Genomic DNA, 19,898 nt, shown 5'->3' with positions numbered 1-19,898 from the left:
ACGTCTTGGGTGTACCCGAGGAGCGGCCGACCTACTCCGCCCCGGTCCTCGACCATCGGTGATCCGGGTGACGCTCCCCGAACCCGAGCGGATTGCCCATCGCTGGTGTGATCCCCGAACGGCGATGCCCGGGCATACCCGGGACTGGGGCACAAATGCCCCCCGGGAGGGTGGACCCGCGGTGTACCCCGGCGGCCGGTGGCTTACGCTGCCGGTGCGTCGTACCCCCAATTGGCCGCCACCGGCCATCGCAGCAAGGAGCGGTGCCGGACATTCTCCGCGGAGGGACCGTGACCATCCCGACCGTCTCGTCGTTGACGTTCCGGACCGGCCGGAGCGGCTGCGGGACGGGGACGCACAGATGAACCACTCACACCACCGCCATGCCGCGTGGGACGGCGGCGAATCGGCTGCCCGACCGGATGGCCCCTCGGGCGCCGCGGCTGGTGGTGCCCACCTCGGGGCCCGGCAGATGCGCGCTCGCCCGCCCGAGCTCGCCGACGTGACCGGCCTGCTGATCCGCGCGCAGTCCGGGTCCGCCCGCGAGGTGCTGGCCGAGCTGGACGACCTGCTGGGTGACGCCCGGCGCAGGCACGCGCACGAACGTGCGCAGTGGCTGCGGTTCGTCCGCTTCGCCGCCCACCACGAACTCGGCGAGCTCGACCTCGCCGACGCCGCGGCCACGGAGATGATCCGGCTGGCCGAGCCGTTCGACGACCGGACCTGGGAAGCGTTCGGGCACGCACTGCGCGGCATGGCGCTGTTGCTGCGCAGCCGGTTCGAGCCGGCCTACGACGAGCTCGCCCGCGCGGTGGTGCTGCTGGAGGAGATCGCCGAGCCCGGCTACGCGATCGGCCACGCCATCAACGCGGCCGTGCTCGCCCTGGCCCGCCTGGACCTCTACGAGCTGGCCGTCACCTGGCTTGAGCGGCTGCGCGAGGTGTCCACCGCGTTGTCCGACGCCATGCTGGCGACCCTGTACGCCTACAACAGCGGCTGGCTGGAACTCAACTGGGCGTGCGAGCTGGAGCTCATCGGCGAGGCCGACGCCGCCCGCGCGCACTACCGCGCGACGCTGGCCGCGTTCGAGGCGGCGCCGTCGGGAGTGGACGCGATCGACCGGTCGTACTGGCCCCGCGAGGTGGTCGTGCAGGCAGGCGCGGCGCGGGCGATGCTCGGCGCGGGTGCCGAGGTGGTCCCGGAGCTGCGCGCCCACCTGGATGCCGTCGCCGCGACCGAGCGCCAGGAGCCCACCATCGTCGGCCATCTCGGCCTGGCCCGTGCGCACGCCAACGAGGGTGAGACCGACCTGGCACTGGAGTGCGCCGCGCAGGCCTGCGCCGTCGGCGACGCGCTGCCCCGGCTGAACGTCGTCGCCGTACGCGCCTACTGGGAGTACGCCGAACTGCTGCGCCGCGTGCACGGCCCCGAACACACCGGCCAGGCGTACGCCCGGCTGACGTCCCGCCTGGTCCGCGACCGATGGAACGAACGCCGGGCCCGGGTGACATCCTTCGACGAGCGGCTGTCCGCGGAGCGGTTGCGCGACGAACTGCGCCGCCGGGCCGCGGCCTACCTCACCGACCCGCTGACCGGGCTCGGCAACCGGCGGCTGATCGAGATCCGGCTGCCCGAACTGCTGGTGGAGTCCGCGGCGACCGGTCACCCGCTCGCGGTCGCGTTCGTCGACGTGGACGACTTCAAGAGTGTCAACGACGAGTTGTCACACCTGGTGGGCGACGACCTGCTGCGCGAACTGGCGCAGGAGATGCGCGCGGCGCTCTCCCCCGACGACGCGGTGGCCAGGTTCGGCGGGGAGGAGTTCGTGATCGTGCTGCCGAGCCGGAGCGCGGAGGAGGCGTTCGACGTGGTGGACACGCTCCGCCGGCGGATCGAGGAACGCGTGTGGAACTGCCTGCCGCACGACCGCCGGATCCGGATCACCGCGGGCCTCGCGCAGTCGTGGCACGGCGCCACCCGCACCCAGCTGCTGGCCGCCGCCGACGAGGCGCTGCTGCGGGCCAAGCGGCAGGGCAAGAACCGCGTCGAGGTCCGCGTGAGCCCGCTCGCCGGCGATCTGTAGGTCCGCGGCGGGGCTTGCGCGAAACTTGGGCTCCAGGCGTACGGTCGAGTGCGTGACCCGACCCACCACACTCGGCGCCCTGCGCGCCACACCGCACCAGCACCGCAGCGTCAAGGAAGAACTCCGCACCAACCTCGTCGCCGCGCTCCGCTCCGGCACCCCGGCGTTTCCCGGCATCGTGGGCTTCGACGACACGGTCCTCCCGCAGGTCGAGCGCGCCCTGCTCGCCGGCCACGACCTCGTCCTGCTCGGTGAACGCGGCCAGGGCAAGACCCGCCTGATGCGCACCCTCGTCGGCCTGCTCGACGAGTGGACCCCGGTGGTCGAGGGCTGTGAGATCAACGACCACCCGTACGCCCCCACCTGCACCCGGTGCCGGCGGCTGGCCGACGAGCTCGGCGACGAGCTGCCGGTGGCGTGGAAGCATCGGGAGGAGAGGTACGGCGAGAAGCTCGCCACCCCCGACACCAGCGTCGGCGACCTGGTGGGCGACGTGGACCCGGTGAAGGTCGCCGAGGGCCGCACGCTCGGTGACCCCGAGACCATCCACTACGGCCTGGTCCCCCGCACCAACCGCGGCATCTTCGCCCTCAACGAGCTTCCTGACCTGGCCGAACGCATCCAGGTGGCGTTGTTCAACGTGCTGGAGGAACGCGACATCCAGGTGCGCGGGTACCTCCTGCGGCTGCCGCTGGACGTGCTGCTGGTCGCCTCGGCCAACCCCGAGGACTACACCAACCGCGGCCGGATCATCACCCCGCTGAAGGACCGGTTCGGTGCCGAGATCCGTACGCACTACCCGCTGGAGGTCCGGGAGGAGCTGGTCCTGATCCGCCAGGAGGCGGAGCTGGCCGCGCCGGTGCCGGACTTCCTGCTCGAGGCGGTGGCCCGGCTGACCCGCGGCCTGCGCGAGTCGCCCTCCATCGACCAGCGGTCCGGTGTGTCCGCCCGGTTCGCGATCACCGCCGCGGAGACCGTCGGCGCCTCCGCGCTGCGGCGGTCCGCGCTGACCGGCGAGCCGGACCCGGTGGCGCGGGTGTGCGACGTCCCCGGCGTCCTGCCCACTCTCCACGGCAAGGTGGAGTTCGAGATGGGCGAGGAGGGCCGCGAGCAGGAGATCTTCGGCCACCAGCTGCGGGTGGCGCTGGCGGAGACGTTCCGCGACCGGCTGCGCGGCCTCGACCTCGGCGGGTTCAGCAACCGGTTCGCCGAGGGCACGACGGTGGAGACCGGCGAGCTCACCCGCGGCGACGAGCTGCTCGACCAGCTCGGCACCATCCCCGGCCTGGCGAAGGTCCTGGAGCGGCTCGACCTCGGTGACGCGCCGGCGCCCGGCGAGGTGGCCTCGGCGGTGGAGTTCGTGCTGGAAGGCCTGCACCTCACCCGGCGGCTGGCGAAGGAGACCGTGGACGGGGTGACCTACTACGGCGCCTGACGGACCGCTCGATCCGTTCGATCCGTTCGATCCGTTCGACTCCGTTCGGCACAGGCACTCGAGAAGGGCGGCGCGGTGAGCGCACGGAAGTTCCGCTACGGGCCGTGGGACAACGGCCCGGACCCGCTGGCCTCGCCGTACGACGTCCGCGAGGCGCTGGACCAGCTCGGCCGCGACGTCCTCGCCGGCGGCAGCCTGCGGGAGGCGCTGCGGGACCTGCTGCGGCAGGGCACGCAGGGCCGGCGCGGGCTGAACGACCTGCACGCGGCGGCCCGGCGGCGCCGGCAGGAGGCGCGCCGGCGCGGCAACCTGGCCGGCACGCTGGACCGCGTACGCCAGATGCTCGACCAGGCGCTGGCCGCGGAGAAGGACACCCTGGCCCGTGACCCCGGCGACGACGCGCGGATGCGGGAGATGGAGCTGGACACCCTCCCCGACGACGTGGCGCGCGCCGTCCGCGAGCTCTCGGCGTACGAATGGCAGTCCGAAGAAGGCCGGCAGACGTACGACCAGATCCAGCAGATGCTTCGCCGGGACATCCTGGACGCGCAGTTCGCCGGGATGAAGCAGGCGCTGTCCGGGCAGGATCCGGCCGCCAGCCAGGCAGTCCGCGACATGCTCGCCGACCTCAACCAGCTGCTGGCCGCGCACTCCCGCGGCGAGGACACCACCGACCGGTTCGCCGAGTTCATGCAGCGGCACGGTGAGTTCTTCCCCGAGAACCCCTCGGACACCGACGAGCTGATCGACCTGCTGGCCCGGCGCGCCGCTGCCGCCGAGCGCCTGATGCGGTCGCTGTCACCGCAGCAACGCGACGAGCTGGCCCAGCTGATGAGCCAGGCGCTCGGCGACCCCGACCTCGCCAGCCAGCTCGGCCAGCTGCGCGACAACCTGCACGCGCTTCGGCCCGGACTGGACTGGCAGTCCCGCGCCCAGATGCGCGGGCAGCAGCCACTCGGCTACGGCGAGGCCGTCGAGGCGCTGGCCGACCTGGCCGACCTGGAGGCCCTGACCGAACAGCTCGGCCAGGAACACCCCGGCGCCACCCTGGACGACGTGGACGTCGAGGCGCTGGAACGCCAGCTCGGGCCGGAGGCCGCGGTCGACATCCGCGCGCTCCGGGAGCTGGAACGCGAACTCGAACGCCAGGGCTACGTCTCCCGCGGCGCAGACGGGCTGCGGCTCACCCCGAAGGCGCTGCGCCGGCTGGGCGAGACGGCGCTGCGGCGGGTGTTCCAGGAGCTGTCCACCAGCGGGCGCGGCGACCACGACGACCACCGCACGGGTGCGGCGGACGAGCCGACCGGCGCCAGCCGGGAGTGGAGGTTCGGCGACGAGCACCCCATCGACGCCACCCGCACCGTCCACAACGCCGTGCTGCGCTCGGCCGCCGAACGCCGCCGCCCGCCGCTGTCGCTGTCGGTGGAGGACTTCGAGATCGCCGAGACCGAACGCCGGTCCTCCGCGGCCGTCGCGCTGTGCGTCGACCTGTCGTACTCCATGATCCAGGAGGGCCGCTGGGGCCCGATGAAACAGACCGCGCTGGCCCTGTCGCACCTGGTCGCCACGCGGTTCCGCCAGGACGCGCTGGAGATCATCGGCTTCGACCGGGTGGCCCGCCGCCTCTCCCCCGTCCAGCTCGCCGAGATCGAACCGGACTGGATCCAGGGCACCAACCTCCAGCACGCGCTGATGCTGGCCGGCCGGCACGTGCGCCGCCACCCCGACGCCGAACCGGTGATCCTCGTGGTCACCGACGGCGAGCCGACCGCCCACCTGGAGCCGGACGGGGAGCCGTTCTTCTCCTGGCCGACCACGCGCGAGACGCTGCGGGCGACGATCACCGAGGTGGACGCGCTGACGAGGTACGGCGCGACCCTCAACCTGTTCATGCTCGGCGAGGACGAGGGGCTCGCGCGGTTCATGGACGCGGTGGCCCGGCGCAACGGCGGCCGGGTTTTCACGCCCGATCTGGACAGGTTGGGCGATTTCGTGGTGGCCGACTACCTCCGGGCCCGGCGAGGCTTCCGCCGGTCGGCGTGACCGCGGCGGGACCGCCTAGGCTTGACAGTCATGTACGACCGCTTGGTGTGGATCGACTGTGAGATGACAGGGCTCGACCTCGGAGCCGACGCACTCATCGAGGTGGCCGCGCTCGTCACCGACGGGCAGCTCAACGTCCTCGGCGACGGGGTCGACCTGGTGATCAAACCGCCCCAGCCGGCACTGGACCAGATGCGGGACGTGGTGCGCACCATGCACACGTCCTCGGGGCTGCTGAACGAGCTCGCCCAGGGGGTGTCCCTCGCCGAGGCCGAGGAGCGGGTTCTGTCGTACGTCCGCACCTACGCGCCCGAGGCCAACAAGGCCCCGCTGGCCGGCAACACCGTGGCCACCGACCGGGCGTTCCTCGCCCGCGACATGCCCACGCTGGAGCAGCACCTGCACTACCGCATCGTGGACGTCTCCTCGATCAAGGAACTCGCCCGCCGCTGGTATCCCCGGGCCTACTTCGCCAGCCCCGGCAAGGTCGGCAACCACCGGGCTCTCGCCGACATCCGCGAGTCGATCGACGAGCTGCGCTACTACCGCGCCGCGGTGTTCGTGCCGCAGCCGGGGCCGGACACCGCCACCGCGAAGGCGATCGCGGACGGGATCCTCGGCCACCCGACCCAGTCCGGGCCGGCCACCGACGCGGTGTCCTGATCGGTGACCTGATCGGTGACCGGATCTCGGTGCAGGGCCCGCTGACCGGATCGCTATACTCGTGGCGCCGCGGAGGAATTCGCGGCTGTCGTTCGTAGGGGGACCACTCCGTCCGGATAGTCTCCCTGTGGCGTGGTGGGTGTAGCTCAGCTGGTAGAGCACTGGGTTGTGATCCCAGGTGTCGCGGGTTCAAGTCCCGTCACTCACCCCATCCTCGTAGGGCCGCTGCCCCGCCTCGCGCGGGCAGCGGCCCTCTCTCGTTCCTGCGTCTGCGGCACCTGACCTGGACTTTCACGTCCTGATGACTGGTGGCGGCTATGAATACCCCGGAACGAAGGGGGCGCAGAATGCTTCACCACCATCACCACCACCGGGTCCCCGGCCTCTTCCGGCAGGCGTGGGACCGCCACCAGCGCCGTCGTCTGATGCGAGCCTTTGCCCGCAGCCGGTGAGCCGGCCCTCACCAAGCGGACGGGCGTGAACGCCTGCTCGGGCGATCACGCCCCGTCCGGCTGCCCGGCCAGGGGACCTGTTCCGCCGGAGCGCGCCTGAACAACTGAGCGGCTGCCCTGCGTCCCGCGTCAGGACGCCTTGCGATCGGGCTGGTCGCGGAGCAGTTGCGACACCCGCTGGGGAGACACGTCAAGGATCTTGGCAATGTCTGTACCCGTCAGCCCTAATCTTTTGAGCCTGCGGACCAGAATCCGCGACGCGCTGGCCAGTTCGCGGCCCGCCCGGCGAAGGTCCTCGGCTCGCCGCCGAACGTCGGCCGTTTCCTTGTCCAGGTCGTCGCTCACTTCGGGGGCGATGACGATGTTGGCGCTGTCGGCGACCTGCTGCCCGTACTCCAGGTGGAGGTAGTCGCGAACCATGCCTTCGGCGTCTCCGAGTCCGTGAGACTGTGTGACCCCCACGCCTTCGATGTGCAATTCCCAGCCGCGCTCCCACCGCACGGCGCGTACGTTGTATGTCGTCACTGCAGCCACCCCTCCGGTAGGCAGGTCATCCGCTTGATGGTGTCTCCGACGACTCCGGGGCTGACCTCGATGTGGCGGGGGATGTTGGCGGTGTGCCGGCCGCACGGGCAGACCCACTTGGTGTGCGGTCCACGGCTCGGGACGATCTCACAGTCCTGTTTGCGCATGGCCCGCTCGAGGTCACGGAGCTTCATCCCCTTCGGCATGAGGGTATCTCTATCCCCCTTGATCGACAGGTAAACCCGGCTAGAGGTGTATCTAGCCGGGTCGTGCGGCAACCGCAATCGAAGAGGCAAGGCCGCGCGGGCCGCGGCTCACTCGGTCATTTCCCATCGCTAGCCGGCGTTGTGGGCTCGGCCGTTCTGGGGGACGGCGGGCGGGGTATCCGTACGGCGAGGGCGCAGCCAGCTCAGCCGGACGGGAGGCGCACAGTGCAGGTCACCATCCTCGGCGCGGGCACCATGAGCCGCGGTATCGCCACCAGGCTCCTCGCGGGCGCCCACGAGGTGCACATCCTGGACCGGGACGCCGGACACGCGGCCACCCTGGTCGACGAGCTCCGCAGCGCCAGCGACGGCCGCGCCTCCGCCGGAGCCGTCGGTGACAAGCTGATGGGTGACGTGGTGATCCTCGCCGTTCCGTACGTCGGGGCCGCCCGGATGGTCCGGACCTACGCCGACCAGCTTCCCGGGCGGATCCTCGTCGACGTCACCAACCCCGTGAACGCCGCCTACGACGGACTGAGTGTGCCGCCGGGCACCTCGGCCGCGGAGGAGATCGCGAAGCTCGCCCCTGAGGGCACGAAGGTGATCAAGGCGTTCAACACCACGTTCGCCGGCACGCTGCTGACCGGCCGGGCCGGCGGCATGCCGCTGGACGTACTGATCGCCGGGGACGACGCCGACGCCAAGGCGACGATCGCCCGCCTGGTCGAGATGGGCGACATGCGGCCGCTGGACGTCGGTCCGCTGCACCGGGCTCGCCAGCTGGAGGGGCTGGGCCTGCTGCACATCACCCTGCAGTTCACCATGGGCACCGGGTTCGGCAGCGCGGTCAAGATCGTTTCCTGACACCGCCTAGTCTTCCGGGCATGGACTCGTACGACGTCGCCGTCGTCGGAGGCGGCCACAACGCCCTGGTCGCGGCGGCCTACCTCGCCCGCGCCGGACTGTCGGTGATCGTCCTGGAGCGGCTGGACCACGTCGGCGGCGCCGCGGTGAGCGAGCGGCCGTTCGCAGGCCAGGACGCCCGGCTGTCGAGGTACTCCTACCTCGTGAGCCTGCTCCCCGACCGGATCGTCGCCGACCTGGACCTGCGGCTCGACCTACGGTCGCGCCCGGTCGCGTCGTACACCCCGGTGGTCCGCGACGGCACCCCCACCGGCCTGCTGGTGGAGCGTGAGCCCGGACCGGCGACCGAGGAGTCGTTCCGGTCGCTCACCCGGTCGGACCGGGAGTACGCCGCGTGGCGGGCGTTCTACGGCGAGCTGGAGGACGTGGCCGAGGCGTTGGCCCCGACGCTGCTGGAGCCGCTGCGGCCGGCCGCCGAGGTGCGGGACCGGCTCGGAGCGCAGGCGTGGGACCGGTTCGTGAACCGCCCGCTCGGTGAGGTCGTCGAGCAGACCTTCGCCGACGATCTCGTACGCGGTGTCGTCCTCACCGACGGCGTGATCGGGACGTTCACCCATGCGCACGACGAGTCGCTGCGGCAGAACCGCTGCTTCCTCTACCACCTGATCGGCAACGGCACCGGGGAGTGGCGCGTACCGGTGGGCGGGATGGGCGCGGTGTCCGGCGCGCTCGCGTCGGCGGCCCGGCAGGCGGGCGCTACGCTGCGTACCGGTGCGGAGGTCCACTCCGTCGAGGCCGACGGCACGGCGGCGCGGGTGAGCTTCACCGACCGCGACGGCGGCGAGAAGGCCGTCGCCGCCTCGTACGTCCTGGCCGGGTGCGCGCCCGCCACACTGGACCGGCTGCGCGGGCGTACGCCCGCCGAGGTGCCCGAGGGCGCCCAGCTCAAGCTCAACCTGCTGCTCACCCGGCTGCCGAGGCTGCGCTCGGGCGCCGACCCGCGGCAGGCGTACGCCGGGACGTTCCACATCGACGAGGGGTACGCCGAACTGCAGCAGGCGTACGACGAGGCCGCCGGCGGCCGGCTGCCCACCCGCCCGCCGGGTGAGATCTACTGCCACACCCTCACCGACCCGACGATCCTGGCGCCCGAGCTCGCCGGGCGGGGCTGGCACACGCTCACGCTGTTCGGCCTGCACGCGCCGGCCCGGCTGTTCGGCGGTAGCGAGGCGGAGCACGCCGCGCTACGGGACGAGGCCGCGGCCGCCTACCTGGCCGGCCTGAACGCCCACCTCGCCGAGCCGATCGAGGACTGCCTGGCCACCGACCGGGACGGACGTCCCTGCGTGGAGGCGAAGACGCCGCTGGACGTCGAGGCATCGGTCGGCATGCCGGGCGGGCACATCTTCCACGGGGACCTCGCCTGGCCGTGGGCGGAAACGGCCGAGGAGGAAGGTACGTGGGGAGTCGAGACGGACGTACCGAATCTCCTGGTCTGCGGCAGCGGCGCGCGGCGTGGCGGCGCGGTCAGCGGGATCGGCGGCCACAACGCCGCCCAGGCGGTCCTGCAGCGCTGGGACCGAACCCGCAATTCGCCCGCCAAGACCCACACTGCTAACATCTCCGATGCCACGCGCCGCTAGCTCAACTGGCAGAGCAGCTGACTCTTAATCAGCGGGTTCGGGGTTCGAGTCCCTGGCGGCGCACAGCAGGAAACAGCAGGTCAGAGGCCCTTTCCGCCCCACAGCGGGGAGGGCCCTCTACTTTCCCGGGGCCAATGTGATCCCGGACTGGCCGAACCGGGCCCAGACGGTCCGTACTCCCTGGCCGGTCAGGCGGTGCGGCGCATCAGTTCGTCCACCGCAATACGCGCGGACGACGGGCAGCCCTTGGTGAATCCGTAGAAGGGTCCGAAGTCACGGGTCGAGGCGAACCCGATCACGTGCAGGCCCGGCAACGATGTCTCGAAACCTTCGGTCAGGTCGGGGAAGCCGTCGGTGGTGCTCACCTGGTCCGAGACGCTGCGAAGGTAGGGAATCCGGGAGAGGTCCGCTTTGTAGCCGCAGGCGAAGATCACATGGTCGGCCGTCAGCGTCGTCTGGTCCGAGAGCCGCAGTCGTACAGCTTGATCCTCGGGTGTCAGGTCGACAACCGCGGAGTTGGGATGGCTCGTGACGGCGCCCGTGGCCAGTCGTGGGACCAGCCAGGGCTCGAGGGTGAGGCGGCCCACCCGCCAGAATTCGCCGCTGATCCGCTGTCGTTCCTCCGCGGGCAGCCGCCGCCACCATCCTCGTTGCGCCAGCGTTTGCTCGATATACGGGTTCACAAAGGCCCAACTGACCTTGGCGAACTGAGGAGTGGGATGCCGATGTACGACGTGCACCTGCTCGGCCCCGTGGTCTGCCAGCAACGCCGCCCACTCGTACGCGCTCTGCCGCCCACCGATGATGACGACGCGGGCACCGGCGAGACTGTCGAAGCTGACAAGCTCGCTCGTGTGTGATCGGAGCTCCGGCGGCACCTTCGTGTGCCACTGCGGGAAGTGGGCGAAGTAGGAGACGCCCGGGACGGCTACGACCTTCTCCGCCGAAATCGTCGAGCCGTCGTCGAGGGTCGCGACGAAGGCTCCGTTCGGTTTGGTGAGGTCGGTGGCCAGCCGTTCGTCGACTTCGAGCGACGTGCGCTGGCGGAACCACTCGGCGTATCCGATGAAGACGGCGATCGGTATCGGGTCGAAGTCCTCGGGCCGCATCTTCCGGTCCTCGAAGAAGGCCTCGAAGGTGTAGTTTCCGTCCGCGTCGAGGTGCCAGTCGGGACCCGACCGCAGGAACATCTCGTCCGGCATCTGGTCCTGCCAGAACGCCATCGAACGGCCGACGATGTGAGTTTCGATTCCGTTGAAGCGCGCATGGGCGGCAGCCGAGTAGGCGTAGGGCCCTGCACCGATGACCAGCAGATCTGTCCGCTTCGGCATGGATTCCCCCGAAGGCTGGGCTCCTTCCACGCTATCTCGCGTGGGCCCGTCACCAGCTGCGCTGGTCGTCCCGTGGCACCCGCGCCGCTGATCGACACGTGGGCTCGTAGCGTGGGATCGAAGCCAGGCATCACCCGAGGTCCCCGTCGTGCGTACCACCGGGCCGATCGAGCCCATGCTCGCCAAGAGCATCGAGCGGTTACCTCCACCACGGCCAGGCGGATGGCGTTACGAACCGAAGTTCGACGGGTACCGTGCGCTGGCCACAATTGGGGACGACTCGTCGGTGTCGGTCCATTCCCGCCGCGGCACTCCCCTGGGCCGGGCGTTCCCGGAGCTCGTCGGCGCGTTGTACGCCCACCTGCCCGCCGGAACCGTCGTGGACGGGGAGATCGTCTGCTGGCGCGAGGGCCGGCTCGACTTCGCGGCACTTCAGCACCGCTACGCCGGACGCCGTCAGGCCGCCGGGCTCGCCACAGCACAGGCGTGCCATCTGGTGGTGTTCGACGTACTGGAAACGGCCCGGGACGGTGATCTTCGCCGTCGCCCGCTCTGGGAGCGCCGTACAGTTCTGGAGCGGCTGTTCGGGCGGGTTCCGGCCAGGTCGCCGCTCACACTCGCGATGCACACGTCCGACCCGGCCGTCGCGCAGGAATGGTTCGACACGATGGCCGTCGCCGGGGTCGAAGGGCTGGTGATCAAGCCCGCGGACGGCCTCTACGTGCCGGGCGCGCGGGAGTGGCTGAAGTACAAGGCCCGGCAGACCACCGAGGCCATAGTCGGCGGGGTGACCGGCAGCCTGCGGCGCCCGGAGACATTGCTGCTGGGACGGTACGCCTCCGACTCCGGTGTACTCCACTACGCCGGGCGGACGACCCGGCTGACCGACGCCCAGGCCGGCGCTGTCGCCCCGCAGCTGGCCGTCCCGAACGACGCCCACCCCTGGCCGGCACGGCTCACCGTGACCTGGCGATCCGCTCCGACCGACTACGTGCAGGTCGTCCCGCTGGTCGTGGTGGAGATCCACGCCGACACCGCCACCGACGCGGGACGGCGCTGGCGCCACGCCGTTCGCATGCTGCGGATTCGAGCGGAGTTGCGTCCAGTGGACGTTCCGACAGACCTCGACAACGATGCGGATGGCTGAACTCGGCAGTCCGGCGGAAGCGCCAGCAGGGGGACCCCGAGAACCTCGCCCCAGCCGATGTGCCGACTGACCTGGGACAGTGACGTACGCGCGGGCGTACTTTGTGCCCGTTGTGGATGTGCGCGGTCGCCTCCACCGAATTGCCGCGACACACGTGTGCCTCGGATTCGACGTCAGCCCAGCGGCCCGGCCACGCCGACGATGTTGCCCTCGGGGTCGCTGAACTGCCCCACGGCGAAGCCTCCGGACTCAGGCTCCGGACCCAACAGTCTCTTGCCGCCCAGGCTCTCGGCCCTGCGCAGCGCGTCCTCGACGTCGGGCACACCCACGTAGAACAGCACCCGGGGTGCGAAGTCCCGGCCACCGCCGACGCCGCCGTTGATGCCGTTTCCGTCGCCGGTGCCGGCGCCGTCCACGAAGTGGTAGTTGCCCGGCTCGGAGACCTTCTCCGTGGTCGCGTCCCCGGTGCTGAACTCCCAGCCGAACAGTCCGGCGTAGTAGTCGCGCAGTGTCGCGGGCGCGGCCCCGATGATCTCGAAGTGCACTACCGGCATGCCCATGTCTCTTGTCCTCCTCGTGCGTTCCTGCCGTCGGGCGCCGCTGTTCGGGCACCTCATGGCGAACGTCGGAGCCGGTGGCCGGATGTCGACACTTGCCGCCTGAGATCCGCGGCGGCGTCCTCCCTCCCCGCCCCCGACGGTCGCATCGAACCTCTGTTCGAGCCAAGATCGAGTCGTGGGGCAGCAGCGGAGATACAACAAACAGGCGGTCGACGGGTACGAAGTACCCACCGGGCAGCGGCGCCAGCAACTGGAGGATGCGGTCGACGCCATCCACACGCATGTACGCCAGACGGCATACGGCGGGATCTACTCAGGGGACGGCACCTGGCGCGCACCCGTCGACGACAAGCTGCTGGCGCCCATGCTCGACGGGCCGGACCGTGTGCGCCGCGGTGAACGCGCCGACGGCGCGGACACCATCCTCGCCGCCCACCCCGCCGAGACCCGGGAGGACGTGCAGGACCGGCTGTACCGATCGCGCCACTACGCATCTCCCCGCATGCTCACTCGCCACCGCATCGCCCAGGTCCTCTACGCCGGCATCGGCACCGGTCATCTCGAACCCGTCCCGGCCGCCCGCGTCGACGACACCGTCGACCTGATGCTGCACGCCATGGCTCGCGGGCGACTGCACGCCAGGATGCTCGCCGCCTACGGCCGGGGCCTGCGCCAGTGGCTCGGCCTGCCCGACGGTGAGTGGACCGAGGCCGACGACGAGGCGGCGCGGAAGGGACGCGCGATGTGCGCGGCGCCGGATGTCCTGCGGCGGGACGCCGAGTCCGCTTCCGGCCTTCGCCCTGGCCCGGTCGACCGGCGCGCCCTTCCCACGGACATGTGACGCAGGTCATACTCACCGCCATGAGTACGACGGGGCGCCACTCCACTGCCCGGGCCTGGGCGAGCGTCATCCTCCTCGTACTTCTCGTCTGCCTCCTCTTCTACGGCGCCTGGTACTACGCCGGCAGCGTCAGCATGTGAGCCGTTCACGTCTCGCGGGCGGACCGAGCCACCGGATCCCGCCGCGAGACGACGAACGACCAGACCGGCCACTGTCAATTAACGATTGACAGCAGCGGGACCGTGCAAAAGCAGGGCGCAAGGAGAGCCTGACAGTCGGAGGAGGCTCACCGCGGATCGGCGAGCCGGCCGTGCTCCCAGTCCCACGTACGACCGTCGAGGAGTTCGCGCGCGGCGTCCAGGTGCCCGGCGTGACAGGCCGTCTCGACCAGGACGTGCTGCAGCACCTCGAGGAAGTTGTCCATGCGCCAGTCGCCGAACACACCCTCGGGCCACCACGCGGGCGGGGTGTCCAGCGGCAGCTCACGGACAGCCGCGGTGGCCTGCGCGGTCACCTGCCGGTACGCGTCGAGGACGCTCACCGCGGGAACCGACGCGGGTACGTGGAAGTCGTCGTCGACGCCCGGCTCGACGCGTACGCCGGTCATCACCTCGACGAACCAGAACCGCGTCCCCACCATCAGGTGGTGGACCATGCCGGCGCAGGTCCAGCCCGACGGCAGGACCGGCCTGCGGAGGGCGTCGTCGGACAGTCCTTCGAGGATGCCCAGGATCCGGCGCTGCTGCGCGGCCAAGTACTGCAACAGCGTGTCGGTGGTCGTGACGGACAGGTGAGTGGTCATCGTCTTCTCCTGTGTACGAGGGGAACCGGACGGGATGTCCGTGCTGCCCGAGACGTCGGAGCCGTGCCGGCCGCCTCGACACAGTGCGCCGAACTTTTTCCTCGAGCTGATCCCGGGGTGTCGAGAACACGTCCCCGGCTCCGACGTTCCCGTCAGCAGGCAGGGGTGCGGCACCACCGCATCCGCCCGCATCGCAGAATCTCCCTACGACGGCGCAGAGCCCGAAACGAGGACTTTCCGATGAAGTACGTCATCCTGATCCACTCCAACCCTGACCCGTGGGGCCACCCGACCTCGCGCTACACCGCCGAGGGGCGCGCGCTCTCCGAAGAGCAGCACGCGCAGGGCGACAGCGCGTTCGACGCGTTGCTGGAGGAGATCTCCGCCTCCGGCGAGCTGGTCACCGCCGAGGCGCTCGCCGATCCCGCGTCCTCCACGGTGTACCGGTGGAGCCCCGAGGGCAACCTGGCCACCGACGGCCCGTACGCCGAGACGAAGGAGCAACTGGCCGGCTTCTTCCTGATCGACTGCGCAACCCGGCAGCGAGCCGAGGAGATCGCCGCCCACTTCGCCGGACCGGGCAGTCATGTCGAGCTTCGCCCGGCGATGTGGTCCGGCGGCGACGACCAGTGACCGGCTTCGAGGACGTGTGGCGCGAGTGCGCGCCGCACGTCCTCGCCGCGCTCGTCCGCCGCTACGGTGACTTCGACACCGCCGAGGACGCGGTGCAGGAGGCGTTGCTCGCGGCGGCCCGGCAGTGGCCGGCCGACGGGATGCCGGACAACCCGAGGGCCTGGCTGATCCGGGTGGCCTCCCGGCGGCTGGTCGACCACTGGCGGGCCGACCAGTCCCGGGCGGACCGGGAGGACCTGGTCGCCCGGCACACCCCGGCGCAGGCGTTGGTCGCCCCGCCGGCGGACGCGTCGGTCCACAGCGAGCGGGACGACTCGCTGACGCTCCTGCTGTTGTGCTGTCACCCTGCTCTGCCGCGGCCGTCCCAGGTGGCGTTGACGCTGCGGGCCGTCGGAGGGCTGAGTACCGCGCAGATCGCCCGCGGGTTCCTCGTACCCGAGGCGACCATGGCCCAGCGGATCACCCGGGCGAAGGCCCGGCTTCGCCAGGTCGGTGCGCGGTTCACCGTTCCCACGCCCGAGGAGTTGCCCGAGCGGGTGGCCGTGGTCGCCCACGTCCTCTACCTGATCTTCACCGAGGGCCACACCGCCACCACGGGGACCAGCCTGACCGACACCTCCCTCGCCGAGGAGGCCATCCGGCTGGCTCGTCAGCTGCATGGTCACCTGCCCGGGGCCGGCGAGGTGAGCGGGCTGCTGGCGTTGATGTTGCTCACCGACGCCCGGCGTGCGGCGCGGACCCGCCCCGACGGTTCACTCGTACCGCTGGCCGAGCAGGACCGCTCGTTGTGGGACCGGCGGCTGATCGGCGAGGGGGTTCGGCTGGTGGAGGCCGCGCTGCCGAGCGGGCCGGTGGGGCCGTACCAACTGCAGGCGGCGATCGCGGCGGTGCACGCCGAGGCGCCGACGGCGGCGGAGACCGACTGGCCGCAGATCGAGACGCTGTACGGCATGCTGCACGCGCTCACGCCCGGCCCGGTGGTCACGCTCAACCACGCGGTCGCGGTGGCGGAGGTGTCCGGGCCGGCCGCGGCCTTGCGGATGATCGAACCGCTGCTCGCCGACCGGCGGCTGCGTCACCACCATCGCCTGCACGCCGTGCACGCACACCTGCTGGAACTGGAGGGCCGCCTCGACGAGGCGCGGACCACCTACGCCACCGCGGCCCGGCTGACGACGAGCATCCCCGAGCAGCGTTACCTGAACGCCCGGGCGAACGACCTGGCCTCAGTGGCGGTCGGTGACTCCGGCCACGATCACGACGCCGACGGCGGCGAAGCCGACCTGGAAGGCGAGCTGGATCCAGTCGATGCCCGGGGTGTGCGCAACCCCCAACAATCCGGCGATCCACGTGCCGAGCAGGGCCGCGACAATTCCGATGGCGATCGTGAGTAGACAGCCCAGCTTCTGTTTTCCCGGCACTACCAGCCGGCCAAGTGCCCCGATGATGGCGCCCACGATGATCGCGGTGATGATTCCGCTGATAATCATTGATATTTCCCTTTCGCCCCGACCTGCGTGACGACCTGGCGGGGTGAACGCGAGATCGCCAGGCTACAGCCGGTGACGAGCAGGTACGACATCTCGGAGGCGGTCCGCACGGTCCTTGCGACCACACCTGTCGGACAGTCTCGATTGCCCGAAATCCCCTACCCAGCAGGCTTCTGACTGTCATGATCAGCGCATGAGCATCTACGGTCGTCGGCAGGGCGGCACGCCCTGGGGGCTGGTTCTGCTCTTCCTGCTTGCCCTCAGCCTCTCTGCCGGAGTTTTGATTTATCGCGACGGCGTCGCTGCCGCCAACGTCGTCGACACCACTTCCTCCACCAGCACCTCCACTTCCTCCACCAGCACCTCCACTTCCACGCAACGCTGACACGTGACGCACGACTGCTTTCGCCGCCGGACGTCACGTCTCGAACTCGCATCGATATCACCTGTATAACGAATTCCCGAAAACGCCGAGACGACTCGGCAGCACATTCACGTCGCAGCTCGCCGAGCACACATCACCCGGCTCCGGCCACCGCGTGGCGCCGCGTGGCGCCGCGCAGCGGCCGGGTGCCGGACCGAACGACCACCGCGCAACCGGCGAACAACTCTGACGAACGGCCGCCACGACGCCAAAACGACTGGTCTGCGGCGAGACGTGCGGCCATGCTGTGGCCTCATGGCATGGTTGCGCGAGATCGTCGTCGACTGCCGGCACGCAGCTTCGCTGGCGCGGTTCTGGGCACAGGTCCTGGACGGGTACGCCGTCCGGGCCTATGACGAGGATGAGATCCAACGCCTCGCGGGTCTCGGGTTCACTCACGAGACCGACCCGTCCGTCGCGCTGGACGGCCCGGGCCCGACCTTCTTCTTCACCGAGGTTCCCGAGCCCAAGGCGGGCAAGAACCGACTCCACGTCGACGTCGTCTCCACCGACCGGCGCAACGAGGTCGCCCGGCTGGTCGCGCTGGGCGCCTCGGCGCGCCAGGAGTACGACGGGTGGACCACGCTCGCCGACCCGGAGGGCAACGAGTTCTGCGTCACCGACCCGCGAGACGCGCCGTGAAAACCGACCGACTGATCGCCGAAGGCGTACAACTGCTGGCCGAGGCGGTCGAGGACCTCCGCCACCTGCCACTCGGACGGCAGTGACGGCGCTCAGGCCGATGGGGCTCCGCTGCCCTCCACGCGCTCGCGTACCACCCGGTGCTCACCGTCGCCCTGCTCGGTGAGGTTGCGCGCCAACGGCACCGGCCGGGGCCGCAGACTCCGGTCGAGCTGGCTCACCACCGACGCGAGCTGGGTGGCCGCCTGCTCGACGTCGTTGTGGGCGAGGTTTCGCTCGGTGGTGGTGACCGCAAGGACCAGGGCGGTGAGCGCGGTGGACCCGTCGAACGCCTGGATGGTGATCAGGTTGGAGTAGACGTCCTGCCCCTCGAACGGCCCCGACCCGTTGACGGCGCCGATGACCGCCATCGTCGACACCACCAGGATCGCCGTGGTCGCCCCGGCAAGCTGGAACCTCAGCGCCGCCCAGATCAGGAACGGGAAGACCAGGAAGAGAAGTTCGGTGCTCGTACGGGTGGCGAGGAGCATGACGAGAAGCGTTCCGGCCAGCATGACCACCGCCTCGAGAACGCGGAGCAGGCGTACGTCGCGTGGCACGTGCACCCGGCGCAGGACGAGAAGGAACGGTGTGACGACGAGGACGCCCATCGCCGAGCTGATCCAGCTCAGCAGCAGGCGGGTCCAGAAGTTGCCGGGTTGTTCGAGTCCGGCCAGCACCTGGACGCCGATGGCGATCGTCGTGCTGACGGCCGTGGCGGCCAGCGCGCCGTACACCACCAGGGAGGCGAGGTCCTTCATCCGGTCCAGCTCCAGCCGGAAACCGGCGCGACGCAGCAACCGGTAGCCGCACCACATGCCCAGGGTGACCCCCAGCGCCACCGCGGCGGCCACCAGCGGAGGGCGGCCCAGGCCGATCAGGTTGACCAGGAACGAACCGAGGGTGACGCCAGGGAGAATCCGTGCCCCGAAGATGAGCAGCGCGGCGATCGACACCCCCGTCGGCGGCCACAGCAGCCGCGCGGGCCCGGCACCGATGTGCTGGAGCAGTCCGACATTTCCGACGAGGTAATAAACCGCTGCCAGTCCGATGATCAGCGCGACGGTGGTGGCGTGATCACGCTTTCGGAAATCACTCGTCACGACACCTCATGATACGCCCGTTGGTCGTCGTTATTCAGCACCAATTCAGGCCCCTCCGTCCGAGTGGGACAGGCCGTTCGGAGTTCTTCGACACCATTCGGGAGTTGTCAATCACTGGCGCTTTTTCGGTAGTAATGCCACTGCTAGGCGGTTTTCGACTGTGGGAGGTTCGGGTCGCTGCGCTCCGAACCGGAGGCGTGGTCGGCCCGCGGGCGTACGCCTAGCCGCCGGGCGAGTTGGTGGACCACCGCGGCGAGTTGGTTGGCGACCTCCTCCACGTGCGTACGCGCCTCGTTGCGGGCGGAGACGGTCACCGAGAGGACCGACGCGGACACTGCGGTCGCCGCGGCGAAACGGGCACCATGACCGCGAACAGGGTTGTCACCTCGAGCCAGCGCGCGGGCAGGAACACCCTGGGCCAGTGGACTCTTCGCACCATGAGCAGGAACGGCGCGACCACCAGCACGCCGAGGGCGTCTCCGATCCACTCCACCAACCAGGTGGTGCCGAAGTCCGTGGCCGGCATACCGGCCACCTGCACCGAACCGACGGCCACGGTTGCCCCCACCACCGTCGAGGCGATCCCACCGAGCACCACGAGCGCGAGCACGTCGCGCAGTCTCGGCAACTCCGGCCGGAAGCCCGCGGCCTCCCGCAACAAATAGCCGAGCACTGACGTCAGCGATGCCACCACCGATCGGGCTGTACACACCAGCCGGCCACTCGCGTGACAGGCGACGGCGACGCCGAGAATGCACAAAGGCACACCGAACCGGCCGGGGTGTGCGGGGCGATTTCCACACGCCGACCGTACGTGCCGGCGCCCGGGCCCAACCACCGGACTTTTGCGGCTTCGGTGCGACCGTTTTCCGGTACGACGACCAGGGAGAAGGGAGATTCGGAGGAATGGGGCTCGATAGCGGCCCGCATGTTCAACGCTGTCAACCCGCCCTTGCTCTGACTGGTTTTCGG

General features: G+C 70.5%; 20 protein-coding genes and 2 tRNA genes. 14 read left to right on the top strand and 8 right to left on the bottom strand.

Going from position 1 to position 19,898, the window contains the following annotated elements:
- Nucleotides 1-472 precede the first annotated feature (472 nt).
- The 5 genes from ABZV93_RS03555 to ABZV93_RS03535 all read left to right on the top strand — a co-directional run bounded on the left by ABZV93_RS03555 (nucleotide 473) and on the right by ABZV93_RS03535 (nucleotide 6,435).
- Entirely contained in the window at nucleotides 473-2,083 is a 1,611-nt protein-coding gene (locus tag ABZV93_RS03555) for a GGDEF domain-containing protein (protein WP_354929653.1), read from the top strand.
- A gap of 52 nt (nucleotides 2,084-2,135) precedes the next feature.
- Nucleotides 2,136-3,518, top strand: a complete 1,383-nt coding sequence (locus ABZV93_RS03550; RefSeq protein ID WP_354929650.1) for a sigma 54-interacting transcriptional regulator — start codon at nucleotides 2,136-2,138, stop codon at nucleotides 3,516-3,518.
- 75 nt (nucleotides 3,519-3,593) lie between these two features.
- Nucleotides 3,594-5,561, top strand: a complete 1,968-nt coding sequence (locus tag ABZV93_RS03545; RefSeq protein WP_354929648.1) for a hypothetical protein — start codon at nucleotides 3,594-3,596, stop codon at nucleotides 5,559-5,561.
- Nucleotides 5,562-5,591: 30 nt separating this feature from the next.
- Nucleotides 5,592-6,224: an oligoribonuclease gene (orn, locus tag ABZV93_RS03540; RefSeq protein ID WP_354929645.1), complete on the top strand. Its 633-nt coding sequence runs from the start codon at nucleotides 5,592-5,594 to the stop codon at nucleotides 6,222-6,224.
- Between the two features lie 135 nt (nucleotides 6,225-6,359).
- Nucleotides 6,360-6,435 (top strand) — tRNA-His (locus ABZV93_RS03535).
- A gap of 370 nt (nucleotides 6,436-6,805) precedes the next feature.
- On the opposite strand, the gene ABZV93_RS03530 is transcribed toward ABZV93_RS03535, so the two are convergent.
- Together ABZV93_RS03530 and ABZV93_RS03525 are read right to left on the bottom strand one after the other, a co-directional pair.
- A complete protein-coding gene (locus tag ABZV93_RS03530; RefSeq protein ID WP_354929642.1) occupies nucleotides 6,806-7,201 on the bottom strand; it encodes a hypothetical protein in 396 nt (131 codons plus the stop codon).
- Nucleotides 7,198-7,407 carry a type II toxin-antitoxin system HicA family toxin gene (locus ABZV93_RS03525; RefSeq protein ID WP_354929639.1) on the bottom strand — a complete coding sequence of 70 codons (210 nt, stop codon included), beginning with the start codon at nucleotides 7,405-7,407 and terminating at the stop codon, nucleotides 7,198-7,200. The genes ABZV93_RS03530 and ABZV93_RS03525 overlap by 4 nt, the downstream gene beginning before the upstream one ends.
- A gap of 225 nt (nucleotides 7,408-7,632) precedes the next feature.
- Between ABZV93_RS03525 and ABZV93_RS03520 the strand changes: the two genes are divergently transcribed.
- From ABZV93_RS03520 to ABZV93_RS03510, 3 genes are all read left to right on the top strand, one after another.
- Nucleotides 7,633-8,271: an NAD(P)-binding domain-containing protein gene (locus tag ABZV93_RS03520; RefSeq protein ID WP_354929636.1), complete on the top strand. Its 639-nt coding sequence runs from the start codon at nucleotides 7,633-7,635 to the stop codon at nucleotides 8,269-8,271.
- A 20-nt stretch (nucleotides 8,272-8,291) separates the two neighbouring features.
- On the top strand, nucleotides 8,292-9,914 hold the full coding sequence (locus tag ABZV93_RS03515; protein ID WP_354929633.1) for an NAD(P)/FAD-dependent oxidoreductase: 1,623 nt from the start codon (nucleotides 8,292-8,294) through the stop codon (nucleotides 9,912-9,914).
- A tRNA-Lys gene (locus ABZV93_RS03510) sits at nucleotides 9,905-9,977 on the top strand. Before ABZV93_RS03515 ends, ABZV93_RS03510 begins: the two co-directional genes overlap by 10 nt.
- Before the next feature lie 125 nt (nucleotides 9,978-10,102).
- Here ABZV93_RS03510 and ABZV93_RS03505 read toward each other — a convergent pair.
- On the bottom strand, nucleotides 10,103-11,422 hold the full coding sequence (locus tag ABZV93_RS03505; RefSeq protein WP_354929630.1) for an NAD(P)-binding domain-containing protein: 1,320 nt from the start codon (nucleotides 11,420-11,422) through the stop codon (nucleotides 10,103-10,105).
- Here ABZV93_RS03505 and ABZV93_RS03500 point away from each other — a divergent pair.
- Complete coding sequence (locus ABZV93_RS03500) at nucleotides 11,394-12,392, top strand: ATP-dependent DNA ligase (RefSeq protein WP_354929627.1); 999 nt, start codon at nucleotides 11,394-11,396, stop codon at nucleotides 12,390-12,392. The genes ABZV93_RS03505 and ABZV93_RS03500 overlap by 29 nt on opposite strands.
- A 173-nt stretch (nucleotides 12,393-12,565) precedes the next feature.
- Here the strand turns inward: ABZV93_RS03500 and ABZV93_RS03495 are convergent, their stop codons facing one another.
- Nucleotides 12,566-12,952, bottom strand: a complete 387-nt coding sequence (locus ABZV93_RS03495; RefSeq protein WP_354929624.1) for a VOC family protein — start codon at nucleotides 12,950-12,952, stop codon at nucleotides 12,566-12,568.
- A 175-nt stretch (nucleotides 12,953-13,127) separates the two neighbouring features.
- On the opposite strand from ABZV93_RS03495, the gene ABZV93_RS03490 reads away from it, so the two are divergent.
- Nucleotides 13,128-13,793, top strand: coding sequence for a hypothetical protein (locus tag ABZV93_RS03490; protein WP_354929621.1), 666 nt, complete (start codon nucleotides 13,128-13,130; stop codon nucleotides 13,791-13,793).
- Nucleotides 13,794-14,079: 286 nt separating this feature from the next.
- Here the strand turns inward: ABZV93_RS03490 and ABZV93_RS03485 are convergent, their stop codons facing one another.
- A complete protein-coding gene (locus ABZV93_RS03485) occupies nucleotides 14,080-14,595 on the bottom strand; it encodes a DUF664 domain-containing protein (protein ID WP_354929618.1) in 516 nt (171 codons plus the stop codon).
- A gap of 240 nt (nucleotides 14,596-14,835) precedes the next feature.
- On the opposite strand from ABZV93_RS03485, the gene ABZV93_RS03480 reads away from it, so the two are divergent.
- From ABZV93_RS03480 to ABZV93_RS03465, 4 genes are all read left to right on the top strand, one after another.
- Nucleotides 14,836-15,228, top strand: a complete 393-nt coding sequence (locus ABZV93_RS03480; protein ID WP_354929615.1) for a YciI family protein — start codon at nucleotides 14,836-14,838, stop codon at nucleotides 15,226-15,228.
- On the top strand, nucleotides 15,225-16,622 hold the full coding sequence (locus tag ABZV93_RS03475; RefSeq protein ID WP_354929612.1) for a sigma-70 family RNA polymerase sigma factor: 1,398 nt from the start codon (nucleotides 15,225-15,227) through the stop codon (nucleotides 16,620-16,622). Before ABZV93_RS03480 ends, ABZV93_RS03475 begins: the two co-directional genes overlap by 4 nt.
- A gap of 289 nt (nucleotides 16,623-16,911) precedes the next feature.
- Nucleotides 16,912-17,103 (top strand): hypothetical protein, encoded by a 192-nt coding sequence (locus ABZV93_RS03470; RefSeq protein ID WP_354929609.1) that lies wholly within the window; start codon nucleotides 16,912-16,914, stop codon nucleotides 17,101-17,103.
- A gap of 294 nt (nucleotides 17,104-17,397) precedes the next feature.
- Nucleotides 17,398-17,784, top strand: coding sequence for a VOC family protein (locus tag ABZV93_RS03465; RefSeq protein ID WP_354929606.1), 387 nt, complete (start codon nucleotides 17,398-17,400; stop codon nucleotides 17,782-17,784).
- A 92-nt stretch (nucleotides 17,785-17,876) separates the two neighbouring features.
- Here the strand turns inward: ABZV93_RS03465 and ABZV93_RS03460 are convergent, their stop codons facing one another.
- The 3 genes from ABZV93_RS03460 to ABZV93_RS03450 all read right to left on the bottom strand — a co-directional run bounded on the left by ABZV93_RS03460 (nucleotide 17,877) and on the right by ABZV93_RS03450 (nucleotide 19,620).
- Complete coding sequence (locus tag ABZV93_RS03460) at nucleotides 17,877-18,926, bottom strand: MASE1 domain-containing protein (protein WP_354929603.1); 1,050 nt, start codon at nucleotides 18,924-18,926, stop codon at nucleotides 17,877-17,879.
- 143 nt (nucleotides 18,927-19,069) lie between these two features.
- Nucleotides 19,070-19,240, bottom strand: coding sequence for a hypothetical protein (locus ABZV93_RS03455; RefSeq protein ID WP_354929600.1), 171 nt, complete (start codon nucleotides 19,238-19,240; stop codon nucleotides 19,070-19,072).
- Nucleotides 19,237-19,620, bottom strand: a complete 384-nt coding sequence (locus tag ABZV93_RS03450; RefSeq protein ID WP_354929597.1) for an MASE1 domain-containing protein — start codon at nucleotides 19,618-19,620, stop codon at nucleotides 19,237-19,239. The genes ABZV93_RS03455 and ABZV93_RS03450 overlap by 4 nt, the downstream gene beginning before the upstream one ends.
- Nucleotides 19,621-19,898: the final 278 nt, after the last annotated feature.

It is taken from the genome of Actinopolymorpha sp. NPDC004070 (assembly GCF_040610475.1).
Classification (GTDB): domain Bacteria; phylum Actinomycetota; class Actinomycetes; order Propionibacteriales; family Actinopolymorphaceae; genus Actinopolymorpha.
The sequence above is the reverse complement of the archived record's forward strand: the minus strand, read 5'-3'. Positions and strand labels throughout refer to the sequence as shown.

Coding starts and splice junctions, on each gene's coding strand:
- ABZV93_RS03515 (WP_354929633.1), top strand. CDS start 8,292: ATGGACTCGTACGACGTCGCCGTCGTCGGAGGCGGCCACAACGCCCTG.
- ABZV93_RS03495 (WP_354929624.1), bottom strand. CDS start 12,952: ATGGGCATGCCGGTAGTGCACTTCGAGATCATCGGGGCCGCGCCCGCG.
- ABZV93_RS03465 (WP_354929606.1), top strand. CDS start 17,398: ATGGCATGGTTGCGCGAGATCGTCGTCGACTGCCGGCACGCAGCTTCG.
- ABZV93_RS03505 (WP_354929630.1), bottom strand. CDS start 11,422: ATGGGCTCGATCGGCCCGGTGGTACGCACGACGGGGACCTCGGGTGAT.
- ABZV93_RS03470 (WP_354929609.1), top strand. CDS start 16,912: ATGAGCATCTACGGTCGTCGGCAGGGCGGCACGCCCTGGGGGCTGGTT.
- ABZV93_RS03485 (WP_354929618.1), bottom strand. CDS start 14,595: ATGACCACTCACCTGTCCGTCACGACCACCGACACGCTGTTGCAGTAC.
- ABZV93_RS03480 (WP_354929615.1), top strand. CDS start 14,836: ATGAAGTACGTCATCCTGATCCACTCCAACCCTGACCCGTGGGGCCAC.
- ABZV93_RS03525 (WP_354929639.1), bottom strand. CDS start 7,407: ATGCCGAAGGGGATGAAGCTCCGTGACCTCGAGCGGGCCATGCGCAAA.
- ABZV93_RS03555 (WP_354929653.1), top strand. CDS start 473: ATGCGCGCTCGCCCGCCCGAGCTCGCCGACGTGACCGGCCTGCTGATC.
- orn (WP_354929645.1), top strand. CDS start 5,592: ATGTACGACCGCTTGGTGTGGATCGACTGTGAGATGACAGGGCTCGAC.